This window comes from Streptomyces sp. NBC_00306 (genome assembly GCF_036169555.1).
GTDB lineage: Bacteria > Actinomycetota > Actinomycetes > Streptomycetales > Streptomycetaceae > Streptomyces > Streptomyces achmelvichensis.
Genome location: NZ_CP108032.1, coordinates 2,497,331 through 2,518,058, shown reverse-complemented (window position 1 = coordinate 2,518,058; position 20,728 = coordinate 2,497,331). Strand labels below are relative to the sequence as shown.

At 71.8% G+C, this 20,728-nt stretch carries 21 protein-coding genes and 1 pseudogene; 6 read left to right on the top strand and 16 right to left on the bottom strand.

Annotated elements, in window-relative coordinates; translation table 11 throughout:
• Positions 1-19 precede the first annotated feature (19 nt).
• The 3 genes and pseudogenes from OHA05_RS11185 to OHA05_RS11175 all read right to left on the bottom strand — a co-directional run bounded on the left by OHA05_RS11185 (position 20) and on the right by OHA05_RS11175 (position 2,121).
• Positions 20-1,069, bottom strand: coding sequence for a rod shape-determining protein (locus OHA05_RS11185; RefSeq protein WP_313946476.1), 1,050 nt, complete (start codon positions 1,067-1,069; stop codon positions 20-22).
• Between the two features lie 159 nt (positions 1,070-1,228).
• A pseudogene (locus OHA05_RS11180) lies at positions 1,229-1,468 on the bottom strand (hypothetical protein); the annotation flags it as partial.
• An 86-nt stretch (positions 1,469-1,554) separates the two neighbouring features.
• Positions 1,555-2,121, bottom strand: a complete 567-nt coding sequence (locus OHA05_RS11175) for a hypothetical protein (protein WP_313946477.1) — start codon at positions 2,119-2,121, stop codon at positions 1,555-1,557.
• 133 nt (positions 2,122-2,254) lie between these two features.
• Between OHA05_RS11175 and OHA05_RS11170 the strand changes: the two genes are divergently transcribed.
• The gene (locus tag OHA05_RS11170) at positions 2,255-2,968 is read left to right on the top strand and encodes an SCO2400 family protein (RefSeq protein WP_328860477.1); all 714 of its coding nucleotides are present in this window, start codon (positions 2,255-2,257) and stop codon (positions 2,966-2,968) included.
• A gap of 176 nt (positions 2,969-3,144) precedes the next feature.
• Here OHA05_RS11170 and OHA05_RS11165 read toward each other — a convergent pair whose 3' ends face one another.
• Positions 3,145-3,588, bottom strand: coding sequence for a MarR family winged helix-turn-helix transcriptional regulator (locus tag OHA05_RS11165; RefSeq protein WP_313946479.1), 444 nt, complete (start codon positions 3,586-3,588; stop codon positions 3,145-3,147).
• A 90-nt stretch (positions 3,589-3,678) separates the two neighbouring features.
• Between OHA05_RS11165 and OHA05_RS11160 the strand changes: the two genes are divergently transcribed.
• Positions 3,679-4,698, top strand: coding sequence for an NADP-dependent oxidoreductase (locus OHA05_RS11160; RefSeq protein WP_313946480.1), 1,020 nt, complete (start codon positions 3,679-3,681; stop codon positions 4,696-4,698).
• A gap of 106 nt (positions 4,699-4,804) precedes the next feature.
• Positions 4,805-5,227 (top strand): organic hydroperoxide resistance protein, encoded by a 423-nt coding sequence (locus OHA05_RS11155; RefSeq protein WP_313946481.1) that lies wholly within the window; start codon positions 4,805-4,807, stop codon positions 5,225-5,227.
• 103 nt (positions 5,228-5,330) lie between these two features.
• Here the strand turns inward: OHA05_RS11155 and OHA05_RS11150 are convergent, their stop codons facing one another.
• Positions 5,331-7,874, bottom strand: a complete 2,544-nt coding sequence (locus OHA05_RS11150) for a M14 family zinc carboxypeptidase (protein ID WP_328860476.1) — start codon at positions 7,872-7,874, stop codon at positions 5,331-5,333.
• A gap of 128 nt (positions 7,875-8,002) precedes the next feature.
• Here OHA05_RS11150 and OHA05_RS11145 point away from each other — a divergent pair, with 128 nt between their 5' ends.
• Positions 8,003-8,833 (top strand): EI24 domain-containing protein, encoded by an 831-nt coding sequence (locus OHA05_RS11145; RefSeq protein WP_328860475.1) that lies wholly within the window; start codon positions 8,003-8,005, stop codon positions 8,831-8,833.
• A gap of 74 nt (positions 8,834-8,907) precedes the next feature.
• On the opposite strand, the gene OHA05_RS11140 is transcribed toward OHA05_RS11145, so the two are convergent.
• The 5 genes from OHA05_RS11140 to OHA05_RS11120 all read right to left on the bottom strand — a co-directional run bounded on the left by OHA05_RS11140 (position 8,908) and on the right by OHA05_RS11120 (position 12,953).
• Positions 8,908-9,318 carry a VOC family protein gene (locus OHA05_RS11140; RefSeq protein WP_328860474.1) on the bottom strand — a complete coding sequence of 137 codons (411 nt, stop codon included), beginning with the start codon at positions 9,316-9,318 and terminating at the stop codon, positions 8,908-8,910.
• A 92-nt stretch (positions 9,319-9,410) separates the two neighbouring features.
• Positions 9,411-9,803 (bottom strand): AraC family transcriptional regulator, encoded by a 393-nt coding sequence (locus OHA05_RS11135; protein WP_328860473.1) that lies wholly within the window; start codon positions 9,801-9,803, stop codon positions 9,411-9,413.
• Between the two features lie 67 nt (positions 9,804-9,870).
• Positions 9,871-10,602, bottom strand: coding sequence for a carbon-nitrogen hydrolase family protein (locus OHA05_RS11130; RefSeq protein WP_328860472.1), 732 nt, complete (start codon positions 10,600-10,602; stop codon positions 9,871-9,873).
• Positions 10,603-10,697: 95 nt separating this feature from the next.
• Positions 10,698-11,909: a pyroglutamyl peptidase gene (locus OHA05_RS11125; protein ID WP_443043668.1), complete on the bottom strand. Its 1,212-nt coding sequence runs from the start codon at positions 11,907-11,909 to the stop codon at positions 10,698-10,700.
• 135 nt (positions 11,910-12,044) lie between these two features.
• The gene (locus OHA05_RS11120) at positions 12,045-12,953 is read right to left on the bottom strand and encodes an SGNH/GDSL hydrolase family protein (RefSeq protein ID WP_328860470.1); all 909 of its coding nucleotides are present in this window, start codon (positions 12,951-12,953) and stop codon (positions 12,045-12,047) included.
• A gap of 260 nt (positions 12,954-13,213) precedes the next feature.
• On the opposite strand from OHA05_RS11120, the gene OHA05_RS11115 reads away from it, so the two are divergent.
• Positions 13,214-13,708, top strand: coding sequence for a DUF3145 domain-containing protein (locus OHA05_RS11115; protein WP_328860469.1), 495 nt, complete (start codon positions 13,214-13,216; stop codon positions 13,706-13,708).
• A gap of 138 nt (positions 13,709-13,846) precedes the next feature.
• Here OHA05_RS11115 and fabF read toward each other — a convergent pair whose 3' ends face one another.
• From fabF to OHA05_RS11090, 5 genes are all read right to left on the bottom strand, one after another.
• Positions 13,847-15,109: a beta-ketoacyl-ACP synthase II gene (fabF, locus tag OHA05_RS11110; RefSeq protein WP_328860468.1), complete on the bottom strand. Its 1,263-nt coding sequence runs from the start codon at positions 15,107-15,109 to the stop codon at positions 13,847-13,849.
• A 78-nt stretch (positions 15,110-15,187) separates the two neighbouring features.
• Complete coding sequence (locus OHA05_RS11105) at positions 15,188-15,436, bottom strand: acyl carrier protein (RefSeq protein ID WP_313946491.1); 249 nt, start codon at positions 15,434-15,436, stop codon at positions 15,188-15,190.
• A gap of 63 nt (positions 15,437-15,499) precedes the next feature.
• Entirely contained in the window at positions 15,500-16,531 is a 1,032-nt protein-coding gene (locus OHA05_RS11100) for a ketoacyl-ACP synthase III (protein ID WP_313946492.1), read from the bottom strand.
• Positions 16,532-16,547: 16 nt separating this feature from the next.
• Positions 16,548-17,465, bottom strand: a complete 918-nt coding sequence (locus OHA05_RS11095) for an ACP S-malonyltransferase (RefSeq protein WP_328863366.1) — start codon at positions 17,463-17,465, stop codon at positions 16,548-16,550.
• Between the two features lie 89 nt (positions 17,466-17,554).
• Positions 17,555-18,739, bottom strand: a complete 1,185-nt coding sequence (locus OHA05_RS11090) for a PucR family transcriptional regulator (RefSeq protein WP_313946493.1) — start codon at positions 18,737-18,739, stop codon at positions 17,555-17,557.
• 92 nt (positions 18,740-18,831) lie between these two features.
• Between OHA05_RS11090 and OHA05_RS11085 the strand changes: the two genes are divergently transcribed.
• Positions 18,832-19,488 carry a pirin family protein gene (locus OHA05_RS11085; RefSeq protein ID WP_328860467.1) on the top strand — a complete coding sequence of 219 codons (657 nt, stop codon included), beginning with the start codon at positions 18,832-18,834 and terminating at the stop codon, positions 19,486-19,488.
• 15 nt (positions 19,489-19,503) lie between these two features.
• Here OHA05_RS11085 and OHA05_RS11080 read toward each other — a convergent pair whose 3' ends face one another.
• Positions 19,504-20,712 carry a hypothetical protein gene (locus tag OHA05_RS11080; protein ID WP_328860466.1) on the bottom strand — a complete coding sequence of 403 codons (1,209 nt, stop codon included), beginning with the start codon at positions 20,710-20,712 and terminating at the stop codon, positions 19,504-19,506.
• Positions 20,713-20,728 lie beyond the last annotated feature (16 nt).

Here is a 20,728-nt window from a genome sequence, read left to right as displayed (position 1 = left end):
CCTCGTCCCGCTCCCTGCCTCAGCCGGCCTCGGCCTCGGCCAGCGGGTTGAGGAGCAGCGGCTGGACCTTGCCCTCCAGCATCGCGCCGAGACCCAGTACGGCACAGATGTCGGGGCGTTCGGCGATCTGGACCGGCATACCGGTGGCCTCGTGCAGCATCTCGTCCAGGCCTGGCAGCAGCGCCGAACCGCCGACCATCATGATGCCCCGCTCCGCGAGGTCGGCGACCAGGTCGGGCGGGCAGTCCCGCAGGACCTTGCCGATCCCGTCGAGCACGGAGGTCAGCGGGGTGTGGATGGCGTCCCGCACGGCGGCGGTGTCGACCCGCACGGAACGCGCGAGGCCGGTGGCCACGTCCCGCCCGTGGATCTCGGTCGAAGCCGGCCCCTGAGGGGTCAGTCCGTTGCCGCGCAGGGCGAGTTGCAGGGGGCGTACCGACTGGCTCGGCAGCATCAGCTCGTGCTGGTGGCGCAGGTGCTGGATGACCGCGTAGTCGATGGCGTTGCCGCCCACGGGGATCCGCTCGGCGGTGACGATCGCGCCGAGCGAGAGCACGGCGATCTGGGTGGTCGCCGCACCGCACACGATGATCATGCTCGCGGTCGGCTGCTCCACGGGCAGCCCGCAGCCGACGGCCGCCGCGATCAGGGTGTCGACGAGCTCCACCCGGCGGGCACCGAGGCCGACCAGGGTCTCGACCGCGGCGCGCTGCGCCAGCGGGTCGCTGTCGTGCGGTGTGCAGGCGGCGGCGCGCAGCCGCGGCTTGCGGCGCAGCTGCCGGCGCAGCTTCTCGCCCAGAAGGTGACGGAGCATCCGCTGGGCCATCTCGATGTCGACGACCGTGCCGCCGGAGACGGGCCGGACGACGCGGATGTAGTCGGGCGTACGGCCCGTCATCTTCTCGGCGAGCGCGCCGACCGCGATCAGCGCGCCTGTACGGGTGTTCACGGCGGCGACGCTCGGCTCGTCGACGACGAGTCCGGCGCCCTTCACGAAGACCCTGGTCCGTGCGGCTCCCAGGTCGACGGCGACATGGCAACGGCGCAACTGCTCAAGACTGACGGTCACGGCAGATCCTCCCGAGTGCGGTTCGTGATGGCATCGTGCGGTCGCCGGGAGCAGTGCGCGCGCTGGGTGAGCCGGTCGGGGGTACGAAGCTGACGATCCGCCAGATCTGTGCGCCCATTCGGGGGGTGGGCGTTGCCGGGCCGGGCGGCATCCGCGCGCTCATGTCGTCCGGTGGCCGGGGCGGTACCCCGATCGTCGGGGCGGGCCGGCGCGCGGTGGTCGTCGCTGGAGCAACCGCTGAAGCAGCAGCCCCCAGCAGAACTCCGCCACACATGTCTGTCCGTCAGGAAGCGTCAGCCGCAGCTGCCAGCGGGTCGGGGCCGATCCCTCCATCGGGCGAGCCGGAGGAAAGGCGCGGGCCGCCTCGTCCACCGTGCACGACCAGGCCGTGAGGTCCTCGCCGGGCGGCATCCGCGCGCTCATGTCGTCCCGCGGCCGGGAGGGTACGCCGATCGTCGGGGCGGGCCGGCGCGCGGTGGTCGTCGCTAGAGCAACCGCTGAAGCAGCCCCCAGCAGAACTCCGCCACACATGGCTGTCCGTCAGGAAGCGTCAGCCGCAGCTGCCAGCGGGTCGGGGCCGATCCCTCCATGGGGCGGGCCGGGGGGAAAGCGCGGGCCGCCTCGTCCACCGTGCACGACCAGGCGGTGAGGTCCTCCCGGGTCCGCAGCTCGGGGCCCGGGGTGCCGGGGGCACGGACCAGCCACTCGTTCCACACCGCTCCGCCGTCCGCGGCCATCACCTCGAAGCGCAGGTCCGGCCAGAGCGGTACGCGCCACTGGTGGGCGTCGCACTCCAGGTCGCCGATCCGGCGGCGTTCGGTGCGCTCGGCAGGTCCGAGCACCGAGCGGTAGCGGGAGAGGGCACCCCGTCCGCGCGGTGAGCGCACCATCGCCTGCCAGCGGCGGTTCGCCTCGCGCATGTCGGCGATCGACGCGCCCAGTTCCCGGCGCGCCGCCTCCACCAACTCCGGCTGGTGGTCGGCCATCCGGCGCAGGAGGACCAGTTGGAAGTCGTGAGGCCCGAAGGGTGCGGCTGCGGTCATGTCCGACATCCTGCCCCGCGGACCGGACGCGACGCGTCGTCAACCGGGCGACCGGACGCGCCGCGGAAGTGAAGATTCCACACAAGATCCTCACAGTCTCATTCACCTCTGGCCCACCCTCGCCGCATAATCTGCGGGCGCCATGGATTACTGCTACCAGTGTCGACGGCACCTCAACGGCGCCCTGGCCTGTGCAGGCTGCGGCACGCCCGTCGAGGAGCTCAGGCATCGAAGCCCCAGCGCCCCCGCGGCGGAGCACGTCCTCGAGTTGGACGAGGTGTCCGCGCCGGCGGGTCATCGGCGTTCGCGCCGCCAGGCCCCTGCGCGTCCGAAGTCCTCGGGCCGACGGGGGCGCAAGCGGCGTGGCCGCAAGGTGCTCATCGGCGTCGTCGGTCTGGTGCTCGCGGCCGGTGCGCTGAGCCTCGCCGAACTGGCCCTGGAGAACCCGGGCGACGACGGAGCGGCGACGGCCGTGAAGGAAGCGGACAGCGAGGAGACGGAGTTCGCTCCGCTGCCTCCGGAGGCGAACGAGAGCCCGGAGGGTCCCGACGGCGTCACCGAGCAGCCGGTCGAGACCTCGGCCACATCCGCACGGCCCACCTCCACCGTCACCGTCGCGGGGACCGCCGGCACGGGCAGTCCTGCCGGGGAGGATCCGGGCGAGGGGAACGGCCCGCCGCCTTCGTCGCGGGCCGACGAGCCGTCCGATCCCGATCAGTCGCCGTCGTCCTCCGCGCAGCCGAGCGAGTCGTCCGGCCCCGGCGGCGGGTCGCCCACGAACCCCGCGCCCGGCACCCCCACGCCGTCGCCAACCCCCACGCCGACCTGCAACCGGTTCCTCTTCTGGTGCCTGTGAGCCGTGTTCCGGTTCCGGTGGGCTGGGTTCCGTCGGCCGTGACCCGTGCGCCGTCCGCGCGCCAGGGGGCAGGGCACCGCGATCCCGCGCCCCGGGCTTCCGTTCCGTCGGTTCCGTGTCCCGGGTCTCCATGACCCGCGGCTCCGCACACCGGGGACCCGCGCCCCGGTCCGCGCTCAGCCCGTCGCCGCGGCGTCCTCGCCGAGCATCCGCCTGAGCAGGTCCCGCAGAACGGTCCGCTCCTCGTCCGTCAGCTGCGCCAGAGGCTCACGGGCGAAGTCCAGTGACTCCCGCAGCCGCCGCGCCGTCTCCAGACCGTCGTCGGTGGGGGCGGCGAGCTTGACCCGGCGGTCGTTCGCGTCCGGCCGGCGCTCCACCAGCCCGCGGCTCTCCAGCCGGTCCACGATGCCGGTGATGTTCGACGGCTCGCACTTCAGCTTCACGGCGATACGCCGCATCGGCATGGGCTCCAGCGTGAGCAGCCCGAGGACGCGCGCCTGCGCGCCGGTCAGCGAGTGCTGGGCCGCGACCTGCTCGTACTCCGTGTAGTACCGGGCCACGACGGAGCCGATGAGGTCGACGACCTCGACGGTCAGGGGATCGGTACGTGGGGTGGCCATGGACGCCAGGGTACCCGGTTACTTGACAACATGAAATATCGCTGCGCATGGTTGTTTCAGGTAGTGAAGCTTTTCTAGGAGGAACGCAGCATGTCCGCACTTCCGGAGACCAGCCGTGAATGGCACCTCGTCGCCCGCCCGCACGGCTGGCCCAAGGCGGAGGACTTCGCCCTGCGTGAGGTGCCGGTGTCGGAGCCGGCCGAGGGCCGCGTCCTCGTCCGCAACCTGTACTTCTCGGTCGACCCGTACATGCGCGGCCGGATGAACGACGTGAAGTCGTACACCCCGCCCTTCCAGCTCGACCGTCCCATGGAGGGCGGCGCGGTCGGCGAGGTCATCGCCTCCAACGCCGAGGGCTTCGCCGTCGGCGACCACGTCCTGCACGGCCTCGGCTGGCGCGAGTACGCGGATGTCCCCGCGAAGCACGCCACCAAGGTCGACGGCTCCGTCGCCCCGCTCTCGGCCTACCTCGGCGTCCTCGGCATGCCCGGCCTCACCGCCTACGCCGGTCTCTTCGAGGTGGCCTCCTTCAAGGAGGGCGACGCCGTCTTCGTCTCCGGCGCGGCCGGAGCGGTGGGGAGCCAGGTCGGCCAGCTGGCCCGGATCAAGGGCGCCTCCCGCGTCATCGGCTCGGCAGGCTCCGACGAGAAGGTCAAGCTCCTCGTCGAGGAGTACGGCTTCGACGCCGCGTTCAACTACAAGAACGGCCCCGTCGCCCAGCAGCTGAAGGAAGCCGCCCCCGACGGCATCGACGTCTACTTCGACAACGTCGGCGGCGAGCACCTCGAAGCCGCGCTCTCCTCGTTCAACGTGCACGGCCGCGCCACCATCTGCGGCATGATCGCCCAGTACAACAACACCGAGGCGGCCCCCGGCCCGCGCAACCTCGCCCTGGTCATCGGCAAGCGCCTGCGCCTCCAGGGCATGCTCGTCAACGACCACAACGACCTCGCGCCGCAGTTCGTGAAGGACGTCGCCGGCTGGATCGCCTCCGGTGAGCTCAAGTACAACGAGACCGTCGTCGAGGGCATCGAGAACGGCTACGACGCCTTCGTCGGCCTGCTCCGCGGTGAGAACACCGGAAAGATGATCGTTTCCCTCACCCGCTAGTGCCGTGACCGGCCATGTCTGCCGGTCCGGCGGAGACGCTAGGCTCGTGCCGAGCCGTCGCGGTCGTGGGCGCGAGTCGCGGCGAACCACAGGAGGAAACCTCTTCATGTCCATTCAGCAGTCCGACGTCCTGTACACCGCTGTCGCCACCGCGGAGAACGGCCGTGACGGCCGCGTCTCCACCGATGACGGCAAGCTCGACGTGGTCGTCAACCCGCCGAAGGAGATGGGCGGTTCCGGGGCGGGCACCAACCCGGAGCAGCTCTTCGCCGCCGGTTACAGCGCCTGCTTCCAGGGTGCGCTGGGTGTCGTCGCCCGCCAGGAGAACGCCGACATCACGGGCTCGACGGTCACCGCCGAGGTCGGCATCGGCAAGAACGACGAGGGCTTCGGGATCATCGTCAAGATCACGGCGTCCATCCCGAACGTCGACGCCGCCACGGCCAAGGCCCTGATCGAGAAGGCCCACCAGGTCTGCCCGTACTCCAAGGCGACCCGCGGCAACATCACGGTCGACCTCGCGGTCTGAGTCCCACCTCGGGCACGCCGGGCCGTACGCACGGCCGAGGCACCAGCAGTACGCGCGACTGAGGGCCGCACCCCGTTTCCGGGGTGCGGCCCTCGGCGCATGGTCAGCGCGTCAGCAGTGCCCGGCCGACCTGCGCGAACACACCCTTCGGGTGGTCACGGAACAACGGCTCCGTGCCGAACAGCACGACGGGCGCGCCCTTCGCCGTCGTACCGCTGACGACCGACGCCCGGCCCGCGGCCGCCTGCGGGCCGCCGCTGCCGTCCTCCGCCGCCCGCCAGTGGCCGGCCACCAGCGGATTGCCGGTGCCGTACGACTGCTCCGCCCGGACGCCGGCGCCGAGACCGGTGAACCAGAGCGGGGAGTAGACGAAGGTGTGGGCCGGGGCGCCGCCGGTGATCGCGCCGCCCCTGTTGGTCACCCGCACCACGCCGTTGGCGTCGCCGTTGCCCGCGGCCGCCGTCGCCGGGATCAGTCCGGCGGCCGCGTTGAAGGCCGCACCGGCCGACCCGAGGCCGACCACGCCGACACCGCTCCCGGCGAACGCCTCCCGCGCGGCCGGCGTCAGCCGGCCGTGGTCGAGGCCCGTCGACACGTACAGGACGTCGGCACGCGACCAGTCGAAGCCCGCGTTCAGGATCGCGGTCGACACCGGCACCACGTCGAAACCCATCTCGCGCAGCGCGAACTGCTCGCCCGCCGTCACGGCGGCCGCGACCCGGGTGCGCGCGAGGGGCGCGGTCCCGCGCTCCTTCGTCGCCGAGAAGACGACACCGAACCGGTCGGCGAGCACGGCGGCCGCCCTGCGCGCAGAGCCCGGCACGATCGCCGCGCCGTCGGATGTGCGGCGCACCGCGACCCCCTGGGCCAGCACGGTGTTGACGGCCGCGAGCTCCTTCGGGTCGTCCAGCCGCAGCTTCAGATCACCGCGCGGCGCGACGTATCCCGTGGGCGCGGCGGCGGTGACCGGCCGCGAGACCACGTGCAGATCGCCCCGGGCGGCCTTGTCGACCGTCGCGCCCCACAGCAGCCCGAGGCTCCAGCCCGAGATGTCGTACATGGTGGAGACGTCGGCGCTGATGTCCCTGCCCTCGGCCAGGATCACATTGGCGATCCCGCGCTTGGGCTGCCGCAGATCGACGACGTACGACCCCGCCGGGTAGCTACGGCCGGCCAGCCGGAACGGGCGGACGGCCCGCTCCACCCGGACGTCGTTGGCGACCAGGTGGTCCACCAGACGGCCCGCGGCGACCGCCGAGCGCTGTCCGCGGCCCGCCGGGATCACATACGCCCGCGGGAACGTCGTCGTGTAGACGTCCTCCGGCCCGATACCGGGCACCCCGGGCACCGTCTCGGGCGAGACCGGACGCTGGGCCTCACCGGCCGCGCCCCGCCGGAACGTCTCGATCTGGTCGGCGATCACCGAGGCGCGGTGGCTGTTCGTGTACTCCAGCGTCGCGCGCATCGCCGCACCCGCGATCGCCGTGTTGATCACCGCGCGACGGCGCAGCTCGGCGACCGGCAGGCTGTCGTACTGGGCGTTGTTGACGGTCATCGGGAACTCGATGGTGTGCGAGGCGACCGCGCCCTGGAAGGGCATGTACTGCGGGGTGAAGATGGGCGGCCAGTCGTCCCAGCCCTCCTTCTCGTCCCGGAAGGGGATGACGGCGGGCTGCACGCCGTCGGCGGCGGGGGTGTAGCCAAGGCCGTTGACGGCCTTCTCCATACCGAGCGCGTTGGCGTACGCGTTCTTCAGGAACAGGTCGTACTCGTAGTTCTCGCCGTGCGGCGGTGTCGTCGGCTCGATCAGCGTGCCGTTGACATAGCCGTGCAGGTCGAGCATCACGGCGGGCTGCTTGTCGATCGCGATCCGCCGGATCGCCCGTGCCTCGGGCTGGGTCGCGGTGATGAAGTCGCGGTTCAGGTCGAAGCCGTTGGCGTTGGCGCGGGTGCCCGCGATCCGGCCGTCCGGGTTGGCGGTCACGTTCAGATAGACACGGTTCTTCGCGAGCAGCCCGGCGGTCTTCGCGTCCTTGGCCTTCGCCAGCTCCTCGATGAGCTTCAGGGCCGCGTCCGTGCCCTCCCACTCATTGCCGTGGATGTTGTTGTTGATGAACAGGGGCGTCTTGTACGCGGCCTTGATGTGCTTGTCCCGGGCGGCCGCGGCCGGGCTGTTCTCGATCCGCTCCCGCATGCGTTCCTGGTCGCGGGCCTGCCCGGAGCTCTCCGGCGCGGTGACGGTCACCAGATACAGCTCGTGCCCGCCGGCGGAGTGCCCGGCGACCTCCACGCTCACCCGGTTGCCCAGCTTCTGGAGGGCGTTGAGCCGCGGTGCGAGCGAGTGGTACGGGGCGAGCCCCAGCTTGATCGACTTGTCGGCGGGGTTGACGGGCGGCGCGTCGAGGACGGTGCGCCGCGGGTAGCCGGCGTCCTTCCGCAGCCCCGGCGTCGCGCGCTCCAGCGCCCGCAGCGCACCGGCTCCCACGGGCGTGGAGTCCCGCGCGGTGTCCCGCCCGGCCCCTTCGCGTACGGGGTGCGGCCGCGGTTCGTCGCGTCCCGGTGCCGCGGACGCGGACAGCGGGCTGAGAAGTAAGGCTCCGAGGACGGCGGTACTGGTGGTGAACAGGACTGGTCTGAGGAGTGCCATGAACGGAGGGTCTACCGTGTCGCCGTGCCGGGGGCAACAGATGTCCGGAAGAAGATCGGCCGTTCGCCCTCTTCGCCGCGCCCCGACCGGCCGGTCTGTCCTTCCCGGCGGCCCGTTAGGCTGGGCGTATGCGTGATCTGGTGGTCGGCTTCGGCTATTTGATGAAGGGCCAGCGCTGGGTCGCCGGACACGGCCGCTGGCTCGGCTTCGGTCTGCTGCCCGGCCTGGTGACCCTCGTGCTGTACGCCGGCGCGCTCGTCGGCCTCGGCTACGGCGCCGACAATCTGGTGGGCTGGGCGACACCGTTCGCCGACGGCTGGTCCTCGCCGTGGCTCGGGCTGCTGCGCGGCTTTCTGACCGCCCTCGTCTTCACCTTCGGCCTGTTCGTCGCGGTGATCACCTTCACGGCTGTGACCCTGCTGATCGGTCAGCCCTTCTACGAGTCGCTCTCCGAACAGGTCGACCGCAGCGAGGGCGGCCGGGTTCCCCGATCGGGGCTGCCGCTCTGGCGCGAGCTGTGGATCTCCGCGCGCGATTCGCTGCGGGTCGTGGCGCGTGTGGTGTTCTACGGGATTCTGCTGTTCGCGGCCGGCTTCCTGCCCGTCGTCGGCCAGACGGTGGTCCCCGCGCTCGGCTTCGCGGTCTCCGGCTTCTTCCTCGCCGAGGAGCTCACCGCCGTGGCCCTCCAGCGCCGGGGCGTCGAACTGAAGGAGCGGCTCGTCCTGCTGCGAGGCCGCCGGATGATGGTCCTCGGCTTCGGTGTGCCGCTCACGCTGGCGTTCATCGTGCCGCTCGTCGCGGTGTTCCTGATGCCGGGCGCGGTGGCCGGGGCGACGCTGATGGTGCGCGACCTGGCGGGCACGGAGTCCGACGAGCCGTCACCGCAGGCCCCGGCCCCGTACAGCCTCGACAAGGACCGGGGTCTGAACGACGCCGGACGGGGCGGGTACCGATCCTGACGGCGGCGAGCCTCGGGTTCCGCGCCTGATCGCCGCGGCCCCCTCCGGGTTCCGCGCCCGGCTCCTTCCGGTCCTCAGGTCTTCGGCTGGGTGAAGCGGATGCTGTTGCCGAACGGGTCCCGCAGGCCGCAGTCGATGCCGTACGGGCGCTCGGTGGGCTCCTCGGTGAACTCGACGCCCCTGTCCCGCAGCGTCTTGTACGTCCCGCGGCAGTCGTCCGTGCTGAAGATGAGGGAGCCGCCCATGGCGCCCTTGGTCACCAGCTCGCGGACCTGCTGGGCCGTCTCCTCCGACATCGCCGGAGGGCCTGGCCGCTCCAGCAGGATCTGCCGCTCCGGGTGGCCCGGCACGCTGACGGTCAGCCAGCGCATGAAGCCGAGGTCGACATCGGCGCCGACCTCCAGGCCGAGCGTGCCGACGTAGAAGTCGAGGGCCTCGTCCTGGTCGAGGACGTAGATCTGTGAGTGCGTGATGGCGTTGAACATGTCCCTCACGCTACGGGCCGCGGCGGACGAAAACTTATCCAGAACTGCTCGGTCCGGGGATGTCCGCGCAGGCCCGCCGTGCGGGTCGCCGCTCACAGGACCGGCCGCGTCCACGCCTTCGTGAAGCACGTCGGCACGTCCGCCGCCGCGGCCTCCTTGCGGTACGCCCTCGGCGGCCGGCCGACGATGTCACGAAACGTACGGCTGAAGGTCCCCGGACTGCCGAAGCCGACCTCGAAGCAGATGTCCGTCACGCTCCGGTCGGTCTCCCGCAGCAGGTACATCGCCCGCTCCACGCGGCGGCGCTGGAGGTAGCGGTGCGGCGTCTCGCCGAACGTGGCCCGGAAGGTGCGTGCGAAGTGCGCCGGGGACACATGGGCGATCCTGGCCAGGGCCGGCACGTCCAGCGGTTGTGCGTACGCGCGGTCCATCGCGTCCCGGGCCCGCAGCATGCGGCGGTTGGTCTCCTCCACGGCGCGGCTCACGGCACCCTCACCCCGTCCACCGTGGTCCGCGGCACGGCACATGAGCCGGGCGGGACCGGTACGGCGCTCACGGCGCCACCGTCCGCAGTGACAGTTCGGCGAGCGCGAGCCCGGGTGCGCTCGACGCCGCCGTGGCCAGCAGTGCGCCGTCCGGGCCCCACACCGCACTGTCGCCCGGGCACTCCCCGACACCGCAGCGACCCACCGCGTTGGCGAGCACCACATACAGACCGTTGTCCCGCGCGCGGACCGGATAGACCGTCGCGAACGAGTCGTTGCCGATCTCCAGCGCCGAACTGGCCACGTACACCCGGCAGCCGTCCGCCCGTGCCCGCTCGGCGAGTTCCGGGAAGCGGTTGTCGTAGCAGACCGCCGTCGCGAAGCCGATGCCGTCGAGGGTGAACCGGCCGTCCTCGGAGCCCGCGTCGAAGACGTCGTTCTCCGTGCCGTGCACATGCTGCTTGTCGTAGCGGGCGAGCAGCTCGCCGTCCGGCCCGATGACCAGCGAGGTGATGGCGGGCCTGCCGCCGGCCGTGCGGACCGCGGCGTTGAGCACGGCGGCCGTGCCGCCCGCCCGGCACGCTTCCCGCACCGGGTCGAGCCGCGCGTCGTCCTCCGCGAGCACCAGAGCGGGGTCGGCGGCGATGAGATCCGGCTCGTACCCCGTCACCGCCAGCTCGGCGAAGACGACCAGGCGTGCGCCCTGCCCCGACGCGGCGTCGACGAGGTCACGCACGGCGCGCACATTCGCGTCGATGTCACCGGGGGCGGAGCGGAACTGTGCGGCGGCAATCCTCATACGGCCATCATCACCGCCCGGCAGCAGCCGACACCACGCCTTTCCCGCACCCGCGGCCCCCGCCCCGGCAGCCGGAGCGGGGGAGGAGCCCTGCCTCAGGAGGCGTCGGCCGCGACCCGGATGATCTCCCGCACCTGCGCGATGATCTCCAGCCGGTTCTTCACGAACACCGGGTCCGTGATCTCCGTCGTGTTGGCCGCGTCGAACTGGAGGACCGGGGTGTGCACATGCCCGCCGGGGATCTTCAGCCCCAGCCTGTCCCGCAGCAGCGTCGCGCGGTAGGCGATCTCGTTCGAGAGGTAGTCGCCGCCGCCGCCCGCCCGCGCGGTCGAGCCCGGCGTCGGGCCGTCCGGGCGGGCCACGGGTGTCGTGGAGCCCGCCGGGATCTCGGTGACCGCCGTGTTGTCGAAGACCGGGAAGGGCCCGGTCCTCGCGGCCACGATCGCCGCGTACGGCAGGGTCGTCGTCGTCCACTGCGGCTGCGTCGCCGGATCGCTCACCGGCACCGTCTCGGTGCGCGAGACGTTCAGGTTGTCGCCGAAGCCGCCCCGCCACGCCCCGTTGGTCCGCTCGATGTCGATACGGCCGACGCGCCCCTGGCTGACCGTGGTGAACAGGTCCGCCTTCGGCAGCTGCTCGCGCAGGGTGCGCTCGACCGTGCCGTCCGCGAAGTCCTGCCAGCGCACCGGGAAGACCGCCGTCTCGATACGGGCCGGTCCGTCCGCCGTACGGATCCACGTCCCGTCCAGCGCGAGCGCCGTCGCGCCGGACGGGTTGCTGATCCGGATGTCCCGGTCGAGCGTGAAGGGGTCGAAGCCCGTCATCACGATGCGCTTGACGCCCTTGCCCGCCGGGAGGTCCATCGAGTCCTGGCCGCGCGAGGAGCGCTCCAGCCGGTCGACGAGCCGGTCGCGCTGCGCGGTCGTCAGCCCGAACCCGGGCTCCCACTGCCGCAGTTCACGCGTCATTGCGAGCCGCGCCCAGTACAGCGGCCGGTCGTCGTCGCGGCTCAGATCGCCGCGTACCGGCCCACGCCCCTGCGCGCGGTCGACGGCACGGTCCCAGAGCGAGGAGGCATGCCGTACCACAGCCCGCTCGGCCTGCCGGTAGCTCCGCGCGTGGCCCAGCGCCCCGGCGAACTCCGGTGCCACCGTGTCGAATCCGCTGCGCCGCAGAATCTCCTGGGGCACGGCCCGGTCGAGCCGGGCCTCCTCCACGGTGACCGGCGCGGCAGCGCCCGGCTCGGCGGCGACGAGCGGCGGAGCCGCGAGGGCGAGGGTCAGGGCGGCGGCGCCAACTACGGTCACGCGCGCACGTATCCGGGACACGGCGATCCTTCCGTCGGGGGGTCGCGGACATACCACCACAGGAGTGCCGCCCTGGCTACCGCCTCATTCCGGCCGCACCAGCCCCAACAGCCACAGGTCGTGCCCCCCGACCGGTCAGACCGGCGGACGTACCGCGGTGATGTTGCGGTACGCGATCTCGGCGAGCCGCCCCTGGCCGTTCTTGCTCGGGTGGAACCAGTCCCAGCGGCTCAACTGGTCGCCGCTGAACCGGTAGTCGAAGACCGCGCCGCCGTCGTAACGGCAGCGCCGGTCCTTGGCGCACACGTCCCTCAGCACGCCGTTGTACGCCTTCACGCGGTCCTGCACCTCGGTCCGCCGCTGCTGCGCCTGCACACTCTCGTCCTCGGCGTCGCCCAGCATCGTGGCGCAGATCCCCAGCTTCCAGATCTGCCGGCCCAGCGGATTGCCCCGCCCGGTCGACCACAGCCGCTTCAGGTCGGGCACGCTGGAGACGTAGACCTGGGACTTGGGCGCGGTGCGCCGCAGCTCCCGCAGCGCACCCGTGAAGGACGTACGGAACTCCTCGACGGGCGTCATGCTCGCGGTGGTGTCCGCGCAGGCGTCGTTCGCGCCGACCATCACCGTCACCAGTTCCGGCTTCCTGGCCGCCGCCTGGGTCATCTGCGCGGGCAGATCGGAGACCTCCGCGCCGGAACGGGCGTAGTTCCAGGCACGCTCGGCGACGGCGGGCGCGCCCATCAGCCGCAGCGCGAGGCTGTTCACCGTGGCGTCGGAGCCGGTCGCCCAGGACACCTCGGGGCAGTCGGAGAGCACCACACAGGCGTCGAAGCCCCGGGTGATGGAGTCACCCACGGCGGCGATCGAGTCAGGGCTGCGGTCCCACACAGGGGTGGGTGAAGGCCGCCGTTTGGCGGGTGAGCCGTTCGCCCGGTTGTCCGACGAGGAGTCACATCCCGTCAGGGCGCCGGTCGCCAGGAGCGCGACGGCCGTCAGTGCCGCGGCCGCCGTACGCACACGGTGGCCTCGTACGGTCTCGCGCATCCCCGTTTCCCCTCCGTATCACCCGTACATGGCGTCCTCGCGGGTGAAAGCTTGGTGCGTACGGCCCCCAGGACCGACATTACGTCACCCCTCGGCCACCCGCGCGCGGTAGCTTTTCCCCGTCGACCAGAGGCCGCGTGCCCATCGGCCCCGGTAAATTACATCACGTCACATGGTGTCCCTTTTGTGGAGATTAACTCCTGATGCTGTTTACTGAGGCCGCTGGGAATGGCGATCCTCGTCCCACTCTGGAGGTCCCGGTGACGACACGTGGCGTTCTGTACGTTCACTCAAGCCCCCGTGCACTGTGCCCGCACGTCGAATGGGCGGTCGCGGGTGTGCTCGGTGTACGGGTCCAGCTCGACTGGATCAGACAGCCCGCATCCCCCGGCACCTGGAGAGCCGAGTTCTCCTGGCAGGGCGAGGTGGGCACCGCATCCAAGCTGGCGTCCGCGCTGCGGGGCTGGCAGCTGCTGCGCTTCGAGGTGACGGCCGAGCCGTGCGCGAAGGCGGAGGGCGAGCGGTACAGCGCCACGCCCGCCCTCGGCATCTTCCACGCCGTCACCGGGATGCACGGCGACATCCTGATCCCCGAGGACCGGCTGCGGGCCGCGCTCGCGCGATCCGTCCAGGGGGAGACGGATCTGGAGGCGGAGATCGCGAAGCTGCTGGGCAAGCCGTGGGACGACGAGCTGGAGCCGTTCCGGTACGCCGGCGAGGGCGCCCCGGTCCGCTGGCTGCACCAGGTGGTCTGAGCCCGCAGAGCGCCCGTCCGCGCGGGAGAACGACCCGCGCGCCCGTCCGCGCGGGAGCGCCCCCGAGCCGCCCGCGCACGAGAACGACCGAGGCCCGGCCCCCCTCGGGGGGCCGGGCCTCTTGGCTGTGACGGGCGGTCAGACGGTACGGAACGCCAGGACCACGTTGTGGCCGCCGAAGCCGAACGAGTTGTTGATCGCCGCGATCGTGCCCTCCGGGAGCGCACGCGGCTCGCCGCGCACGATGTCGGCGTCCACCGCCTCGTCCAGGTCGTCGACGTTGATCGTCGGCGGGGCCGTGCGGTCGTACAGCGCCAGGACCGTCGCGACGGTCTCGATGCCGCCGGCGCCGCCCAGCAGGTGACCGGTCATCGACTTCGTGGCGGACACCGCCACATGGTCGAGGTCCGCGCCGAGGACCTGGCGCAGCGCCTTGACCTCGGCCACATCGCCCTGGGGCGTCGAGGTGGCGTGCGCGTTCAGGTGCACGACCTCCGCGGGCTTGAGGTCCGTCGTCTCCAGCAGGTTGCGCATGGCGGCGGCGATGCCGCGGCCCGTCGGCTCCGGCTGCGCGATGTGGTGGCTGTCCGCGGACAGACCCTGGCCCAGCACCTCGCAGTAGACCTTGGCGCCGCGCTTCGCGGCGTGCTCCGCCGATTCGAGGATGACGACGCCGGCGCCCTCGCCGAGGACGAAGCCGTCACGGGCCGTGTCGTACGGACGCGACGCCTTCTCGGGCTCGTCGTTGTTCTTGGACATCGCCATCATGTTGGCGAACGCGGCGATGGGCAGCGGGTGGATCGCCGCCTCGGTGCCGCCGGCCACGACCACGTCGGCGCGGCCGGTGCGGATCATCTCCACGGCGTAGCCGATCGCCTCGGCGCCGGACGCACACGCGGACACCGGGGTGTGCACGCCCGCCTGGGCGTTCACCTCCAGGCCGACGTTGGCGGAGGGGCCGTTGGGCATGAGCATGGGCACGGTGTGCGGGGAGACGCGGCGTACGCCCTTCTCCTTGAGCACGTCGTACTGGTCCAGCAGAGTCGTTACGCCGCCGATGCCGGAGGCGATCACGGTGCCCAGCCGGGCGGGTTCGATGCTCTCGTCCTCGCCCGCCTGAGCGGTGAAGCCGGCGTCCGCCCACGCCTCGCGGGCCGCGATCACCGCGAACTGCGCGGAGCGGTCCAGCTTGCGGGCGAGCGGGCGCGGCAGGACCTCGCCGGGGTCGACCGCCGCGGGCGCGGCGATCCGGACCGGGAGTTCGGCGAAGCGTTCACCTTCGAGCGGCTTCACTCCGGAGCGCCCGGCGAGCAGACCTTCCCAGGTCGATGCGCTGTCGCCACCCAACGGTGTGGTTGCGCCGATACCGGTGACGACCACGGTGCGATTGGTCGAGCTCACAGGAATTCTTTCTCCACGTGTAGGGGGTGCTGAATGTTCACGACGCCACGGTCAGGTGGCGACAGGCGCGTCTCAGGCTCAGGCCTGGTGCTTCGCGATGTAGTCCGCGGCGTCGCCGACGGTCTTCAGGTTCTTGACGTCGTCGTCCGGGATCTTGACGTCGAAGCGCTCTTCGGCGGCGACGACGACCTCGACCATGGACAGCGAGTCGACGTCCAGGTCATCGGTGAAGGACTTGTCCAGCTGGACGTCCTCGACCGGGATGCCGGCGATCTCGTTGACGATCTCCGCGAGACCGGAAACGATCTCGTCCTGAGTGGCGGCCATGTGGCGCTCCTTCGGTGTTAATCAGAGGGTTGATCTGGGCGGTGCCCGGAAAGATCCGGATGCCTAGGGGAGGGTAACGACCGTGGCTGCGTAGACGAGACCCGCCCCGAAGCCGATGACGAGCGCCGTGTCGCCGCTCTTGGCCTGCCCGGTCGCCAGAAGCCGCTCCATGGCGAGCGGGATCGAGGCGGCCGAGGTGTTGCCGGTGGTCTCCACGTCACGGGCGACCGTGACGTGCTCCGGCAGCTTGAGGGTCTTCACCATCGAGTCGATGATCCGCATATTGGCCTGGTGCGGGATGAAGACGTCCAGGTCGGCCGAGGTGATCCCGGCGGCGTCCAGCGCCTGCTGGGCGACCTTCGCCATCTCGAACACGGCCCAGCGGAAGACCGCCTGGCCCTCCTGCGTGATGGCGGGGAACTTGATCTCGCCCTTGGAGTCGAGCGGCAGCTGCGACACGTCGCCGATACGGAAACGGTCCCACGACACGGTCTGCTTGATCGTCCCGGCCTTGTCGCCCTCGGAACCCCAGACCGTCGGACCGATCTCCGGCTCCTCGGCGGGGCCCACGACGACCGCGCCCGCGCCGTCACCGAACAGGAAGGCCGTCGCGCGGTCCTCCAGGTCGGTCAGGTCGCTGAGCCGCTCCACGCCGATCACCAGGACGTACTGGGCGGAGCCTTCGACGACCATGCCCTTGGCGAGCGTGAGGCCGTAGCCGAAGCCGGCGCAGCCCGCCGAGATGTCGAAGGCCGCGGCCTTCGCCGTGCCGAGCCGGTCGGCGATCTCGGTGGCGATGGCCGGGGTCTGGCTGAAGTGCGAGACGGTCGAGACGACCACGGCGCCGATCTGCTCGGCGGTGATGCCCGCGTCCGCGATCGCCTTGCCGGACGCCTCGATCGACATCGCGGCGACGGTCTCCTCGTCGGAGGCCCAGTGCCGGGTCGCGATGCCGGAGCGGGAGCGGATCCACTCGTCGGAGGAGTCGATCGTCTCGAGGATCACCTCGTTGGGCACGATCCGGGTGGGGCGGTAGCCGCCGACACCCATGATCCGCGCGTACGGGGCGCCCTTGCTGGGCTTGATCTTCGACATGCTCTACGGCTCCTTGTCAGGCTGCTGAGTGCTCGGCGACGAGCGTGCGGGCCGCGTCGAGATCGTCGGGGGTCTTGAGGGCAAGCGTCTGCACTCCCGGCAGCGCGCGCTTGGCCAGACCGGTGAGCGTGCCGCCGGGGCACACCTCGATCAGCGCCGTCGCACCGCGCTCCTTGAACGTCTCCATGCACAGGTCCCAGCGGACCGGGTTGGCCACCTGGCCGACCAGCCGCTCGACGACCTCGTCGCCCGAGCTGACGACAGCGCCGTCACGGTTGGAGACGTACGGCAGCTTCGGGTCGGACACGCTGAGCGTCTTCGCCGCCTCGGCGAGCTTGTCGACCGCCGGCGCCATGTGGAGCGTGTGGAAGGCACCGGCGACCTGGAGGGCCACCACGCGGCGGACGCCCTCGGGCTTGTCCGCCTCGAGCGCGGCGAGCTGCTCCATCGTTCCCGCGGCCACGATCTGACCGCCGCCGTTGACGTTCGCCGGGGTCAGGCCGAGGCTCTCCAGGTGCGGCACGGTGACCTCGGGGTCGCCCCCGAGCAGCGCCGACATACCGGTCTTCGTGATGGCCGCGGCATCGGCCATCGCCAGGCCGCGGGTCCGTACGAAGCCGAGCGCGGCCACGTCGTCGAGGACACCGGCGAACACCGCGGCGGTGATCTCGCCGACGCTGTGGCCGGCGACGGCGCCGGGCGCCACGTCACCGAGCGCGGACGCCGACAGCAGACCGGCGGCGACCAGCAGCGGCTGGGCGACGGCGGTGTCGCGGATCGCGTCCGCGTCGGCCTTCGTGCCGTAGTGGACGAGGTCGAGTCCGATGGCGTCCGACCAGGCCGCGATGCGGTCGGCGGCGCCGGGGAGTTCGAGCCAGGGGGTCAGAAAGCCGGGCGTCTGAGCGCCTTGGCCGGGAGCGACGAGTACGAGCACCCTCACACTCTCTCTTGTATACGGCTCCGGACGCCCGTGGGGACAGGGACGAAGAACCGTCAGGGGAATTGTTGGTGTCCCACAAAAGTCTAGGACTGGGTATCCCCGTCGGCCAGACGCCCCAGGATGAGTGCGATCCGCAGTGTGAAAGCGGAGCGTACATCGGAGGGTGACCAGCCGGTGACGTCTGTCACACGTCGCAGCCGGTAGCGGACGGTGTTGGGGTGGACGAACAACATCCGCGCCGCGCCTTCGAGGCTACTCGCCTGCTCCAGATAGACACTCAGAGTTTCCAGAAGTGCCGAGCCCGCTTCTTCCAGTGGTCTGTAGATCTCCTCCACCAACTGCTCGCGCGCGGCAGGGTCGGAGGCGATCGCGCGCTCCGGCAGGAGATCGTCCGCCAGCACCGGGCGCGGCGCGTCCTGCCAGGCGGAACACGCCTTGAGGCCCGCGGCGGCGGCCTGGGCGGACCTGGTCGCGGCCAGCAGGTCGGGCACGACGGGCCCGGCGACCACCGGACCGGCGGCATAAGGCCCGATCAGAGCCTTGGCGACCTGGAGCGGGTTGTCGCTGCCGCCCGCGATGACGACGAGCCGGTCACCGAGGACACCGGTGAGGACCTGGAGCTTGGCGTGCCGGGCGGCCCGGCGGATGGCCTCCACGGTCAGTTCGCTGTCACCGTCCGGCGCGGTGCCGAGGATGACGCACACATGCTCGGGCGAGTTCCAGCCGAGCGCCGCCGCGCGGGAGACGGCGCCCTCGTCGGCCTCCCCGGACAGCACCGCGTTGACCACGAGGGACTCCAGCCGGGCGTCCCACGCGCCACGGGCCTCGGCGGCCTGCGCATACACCTGGGCCGTCGCGAAGGCGATCTCGCGGGCGTAGACGAGGAGCGCCTCGCGCAGCACGGACTCGTCGCCCGGCGCGGCGACCTCCTCGATCGCCGTCTCCATGACCTCGATGGTGGTGCGCACCATTTCGACGGTCTGGCGCAGCGTGATGGCCCGGGTCAGCTCGCGCGGGGCGGTGCCGAAGACGTCGGTGGAGATGGCCTGCGGGGTCTCCGGGTGCCGGAACCACTCGGTGAACGCGGCGATACCGGCCTGGGCGACCAGGCCGATCCACGACCGGTTCTCGGGCGGCATCGCCCGGTACCACGGCAGCGTCTCGTCCATGCGTGCGATGGCGTCTCCGGCCAGCCGGCCGGAGGACTGCTCCAGCCGGCGCAGGGTCGCGGAGTGCGGATGAGGGGCGTTCGCTGCAGGTTCGGGCACGGGACAAGACTGCCTTATCAGGACGCGGGCGCTAAGTGGCGGGGTTCGTTGTCCTGCGCCGGAGCCCTCCGGGGCGGAGCTACCGTGGATCCGTGATTGACGTACGGCGCTCCGCCGACCGCTACCGCGGCGGCGCACCCGGATCGGGCATCGAATCCCTGCACGCCTTCTCCTTCGGGCGCCACTACGACCCCGACAACCTCCGCTTCGGCGCGATCCTCGCGTGCAACGAGGAGCGGCTGCGGCCCGGCGCCGGCTTCGACGAGCATCCGCACAGTCACACCGAGATCGTCACCTGGGTCGTCTCGGGCGAGCTGACCCACCGCGACTCGCAGGGACACGCGACGGTCGTACGCCCCGGGGACGTGCAGCGGCTCAGCGCGGCTGGCGGGGTGCGGCACGTGGAGCGCAACGACGGCGACGAGGACCTGGTCTTCGTGCAGATGTGGCTCGTGCCGCTGGCACCGGGAGGCGATCCGTCCTACGAGATAGTCCACGGCATCGCCGACTCGACGCCGTACGCACTGCCCGAGGCGGGCGCGATGCTGCATGTGCGCCGTCTGTCCGCCGGTGAACGCAGCGCGGTCCCGGACGCGGCGGCGGTGTACGTCCATGTGGTGCGCGGTGAAGTGCGCCTGGGGAAGGCGGAGTTGGGCCCCGGCGAATCGGCGCGGATCACGGACGCCGAGCATCTGGAGCTGACGGCGGGAGCGGGGGCGGCGGAGGTCCTCGTCTGGGAACTGGGCTGAGTGCGGGCCGGCCCCTCAGTCCTGCCAGTAGAACAGCAGCGTGGCGACGTCGAGCGGGGCACGGTCGCCGAAGTGGTAGACGCACAGATCGGTGACGCGGATCGCGCCGGTGGCCCCGTCGATCCAGCGGAAGCCGGCCGATTCGAGGGCCCGGCGGGCAACGGGGTCGCAGTCGTGATCGGTGGCGAAGCGCCCGAGCGTACTGACCATCAGCTCCTTGCCGCCGCCGTACGCGATCACGTGATAGGTGCCGTCGCCCTGATGCTGGTGCTCGCCGGCGCTCACCGGTCGCCGGGGTGCGAGCCCGGCCGCGGTGAGAGCGGCGGTGGCGCGGCGAAGCTGTTCGTCCACGTCGACGCGGGGCGGAGGCTCGGTCGCCAGCACCTCCACGCGCCAGCGCGGATCGCTCTGCGTGCGGCAGCCCGGTGCGTACGCGTGCACGATCGCGGAGCGCAGTTCCTCGTCCAGACCGGGCACCTCGACCCGGGGACGGCCGAGCGCCTCGTGGATCGCCCGCGTCTCGGCGGCGTCCTCGGTCAGGCGGTGCAGCGCGTACGCGGCCCACAGCTTTGCGTCGGTCGTCGGGGCCTCGTCGAGGTAGAGCCGCAGCCGGTCCGCGTCGTCGGCGAGCGACTGGGCGAGGTGGGCGACAAGGCGGTCGGGGTCCGCGAGCGCGTCGGTCACGTCCTCACCGGCGCGGGCCCGCATACGGACCCGGAAGGCACGGTCCTCGGGCCGCGCGTCACCGAGGCCGTCCAGCACCGCGACGAGCCCGAACCGGTCGGTGAGTGCGTCGAGTCCGGCCTCGCCGAGGGCCTGGTTCCGCGGCCACGGATCGGCCGCGAGCGTCGCCAGCTCTTGCACGGCCGTACGGTCGCCGAGTCTGCCGCGTGCCTGGAGGAACGCCTCGGGCATGCCGAACGACTTCTCCGTCCGCCGGTCCTCGTGCCGCAGCCAGGGCAGGAGTTCGTCCCGGTCCGCGAGCACGTCCAGCAACGCGCGGCGCACCTCGCCCACATCCCCGCAGTCACGGACCCGCGCGAGCAGCGCGGGCACCCGCGCCTCCGGCACCCGCCCGGCCAGCGCGAGCGCGCACGGCCTGCGCCGCCACCAGGGGTGCGCCCGGTCGGCCACGTACCGCGCGAGCGCGTCGGCGTCGAACTCGCGCAGGGCGGCGGCGTCTTCGCGTCCGGCCTGCGGGATCAGGGCCTCGATGTCTCGCACCCGCGGATGCCACGGG

Coding starts and splice junctions, on each gene's coding strand:
- OHA05_RS11165 (WP_313946479.1), bottom strand. CDS start 3,588: ATGGCCACCCCACGTACCGATCCCCTGACCGTCGAGGTCGTCGACCTC.
- OHA05_RS11150 (WP_328860476.1), bottom strand. CDS start 7,874: ATGGCACTCCTCAGACCAGTCCTGTTCACCACCAGTACCGCCGTCCTC.
- OHA05_RS11140 (WP_328860474.1), bottom strand. CDS start 9,318: ATGTTCAACGCCATCACGCACTCACAGATCTACGTCCTCGACCAGGAC.
- OHA05_RS11130 (WP_328860472.1), bottom strand. CDS start 10,602: ATGAGGATTGCCGCCGCACAGTTCCGCTCCGCCCCCGGTGACATCGAC.
- OHA05_RS11145 (WP_328860475.1), top strand. CDS start 8,003: ATGCGTGATCTGGTGGTCGGCTTCGGCTATTTGATGAAGGGCCAGCGC.
- OHA05_RS11120 (WP_328860470.1), bottom strand. CDS start 12,953: ATGCGCGAGACCGTACGAGGCCACCGTGTGCGTACGGCGGCCGCGGCA.
- OHA05_RS11175 (WP_313946477.1), bottom strand. CDS start 2,121: ATGTCGGACATGACCGCAGCCGCACCCTTCGGGCCTCACGACTTCCAA.
- OHA05_RS11160 (WP_313946480.1), top strand. CDS start 3,679: ATGTCCGCACTTCCGGAGACCAGCCGTGAATGGCACCTCGTCGCCCGC.
- OHA05_RS11105 (WP_313946491.1), bottom strand. CDS start 15,436: ATGGCCGCCACTCAGGACGAGATCGTTTCCGGTCTCGCGGAGATCGTC.
- OHA05_RS11155 (WP_313946481.1), top strand. CDS start 4,805: ATGTCCATTCAGCAGTCCGACGTCCTGTACACCGCTGTCGCCACCGCG.
- OHA05_RS11100 (WP_313946492.1), bottom strand. CDS start 16,531: ATGTCGAAGATCAAGCCCAGCAAGGGCGCCCCGTACGCGCGGATCATG.
- OHA05_RS11170 (WP_328860477.1), top strand. CDS start 2,255: ATGGATTACTGCTACCAGTGTCGACGGCACCTCAACGGCGCCCTGGCC.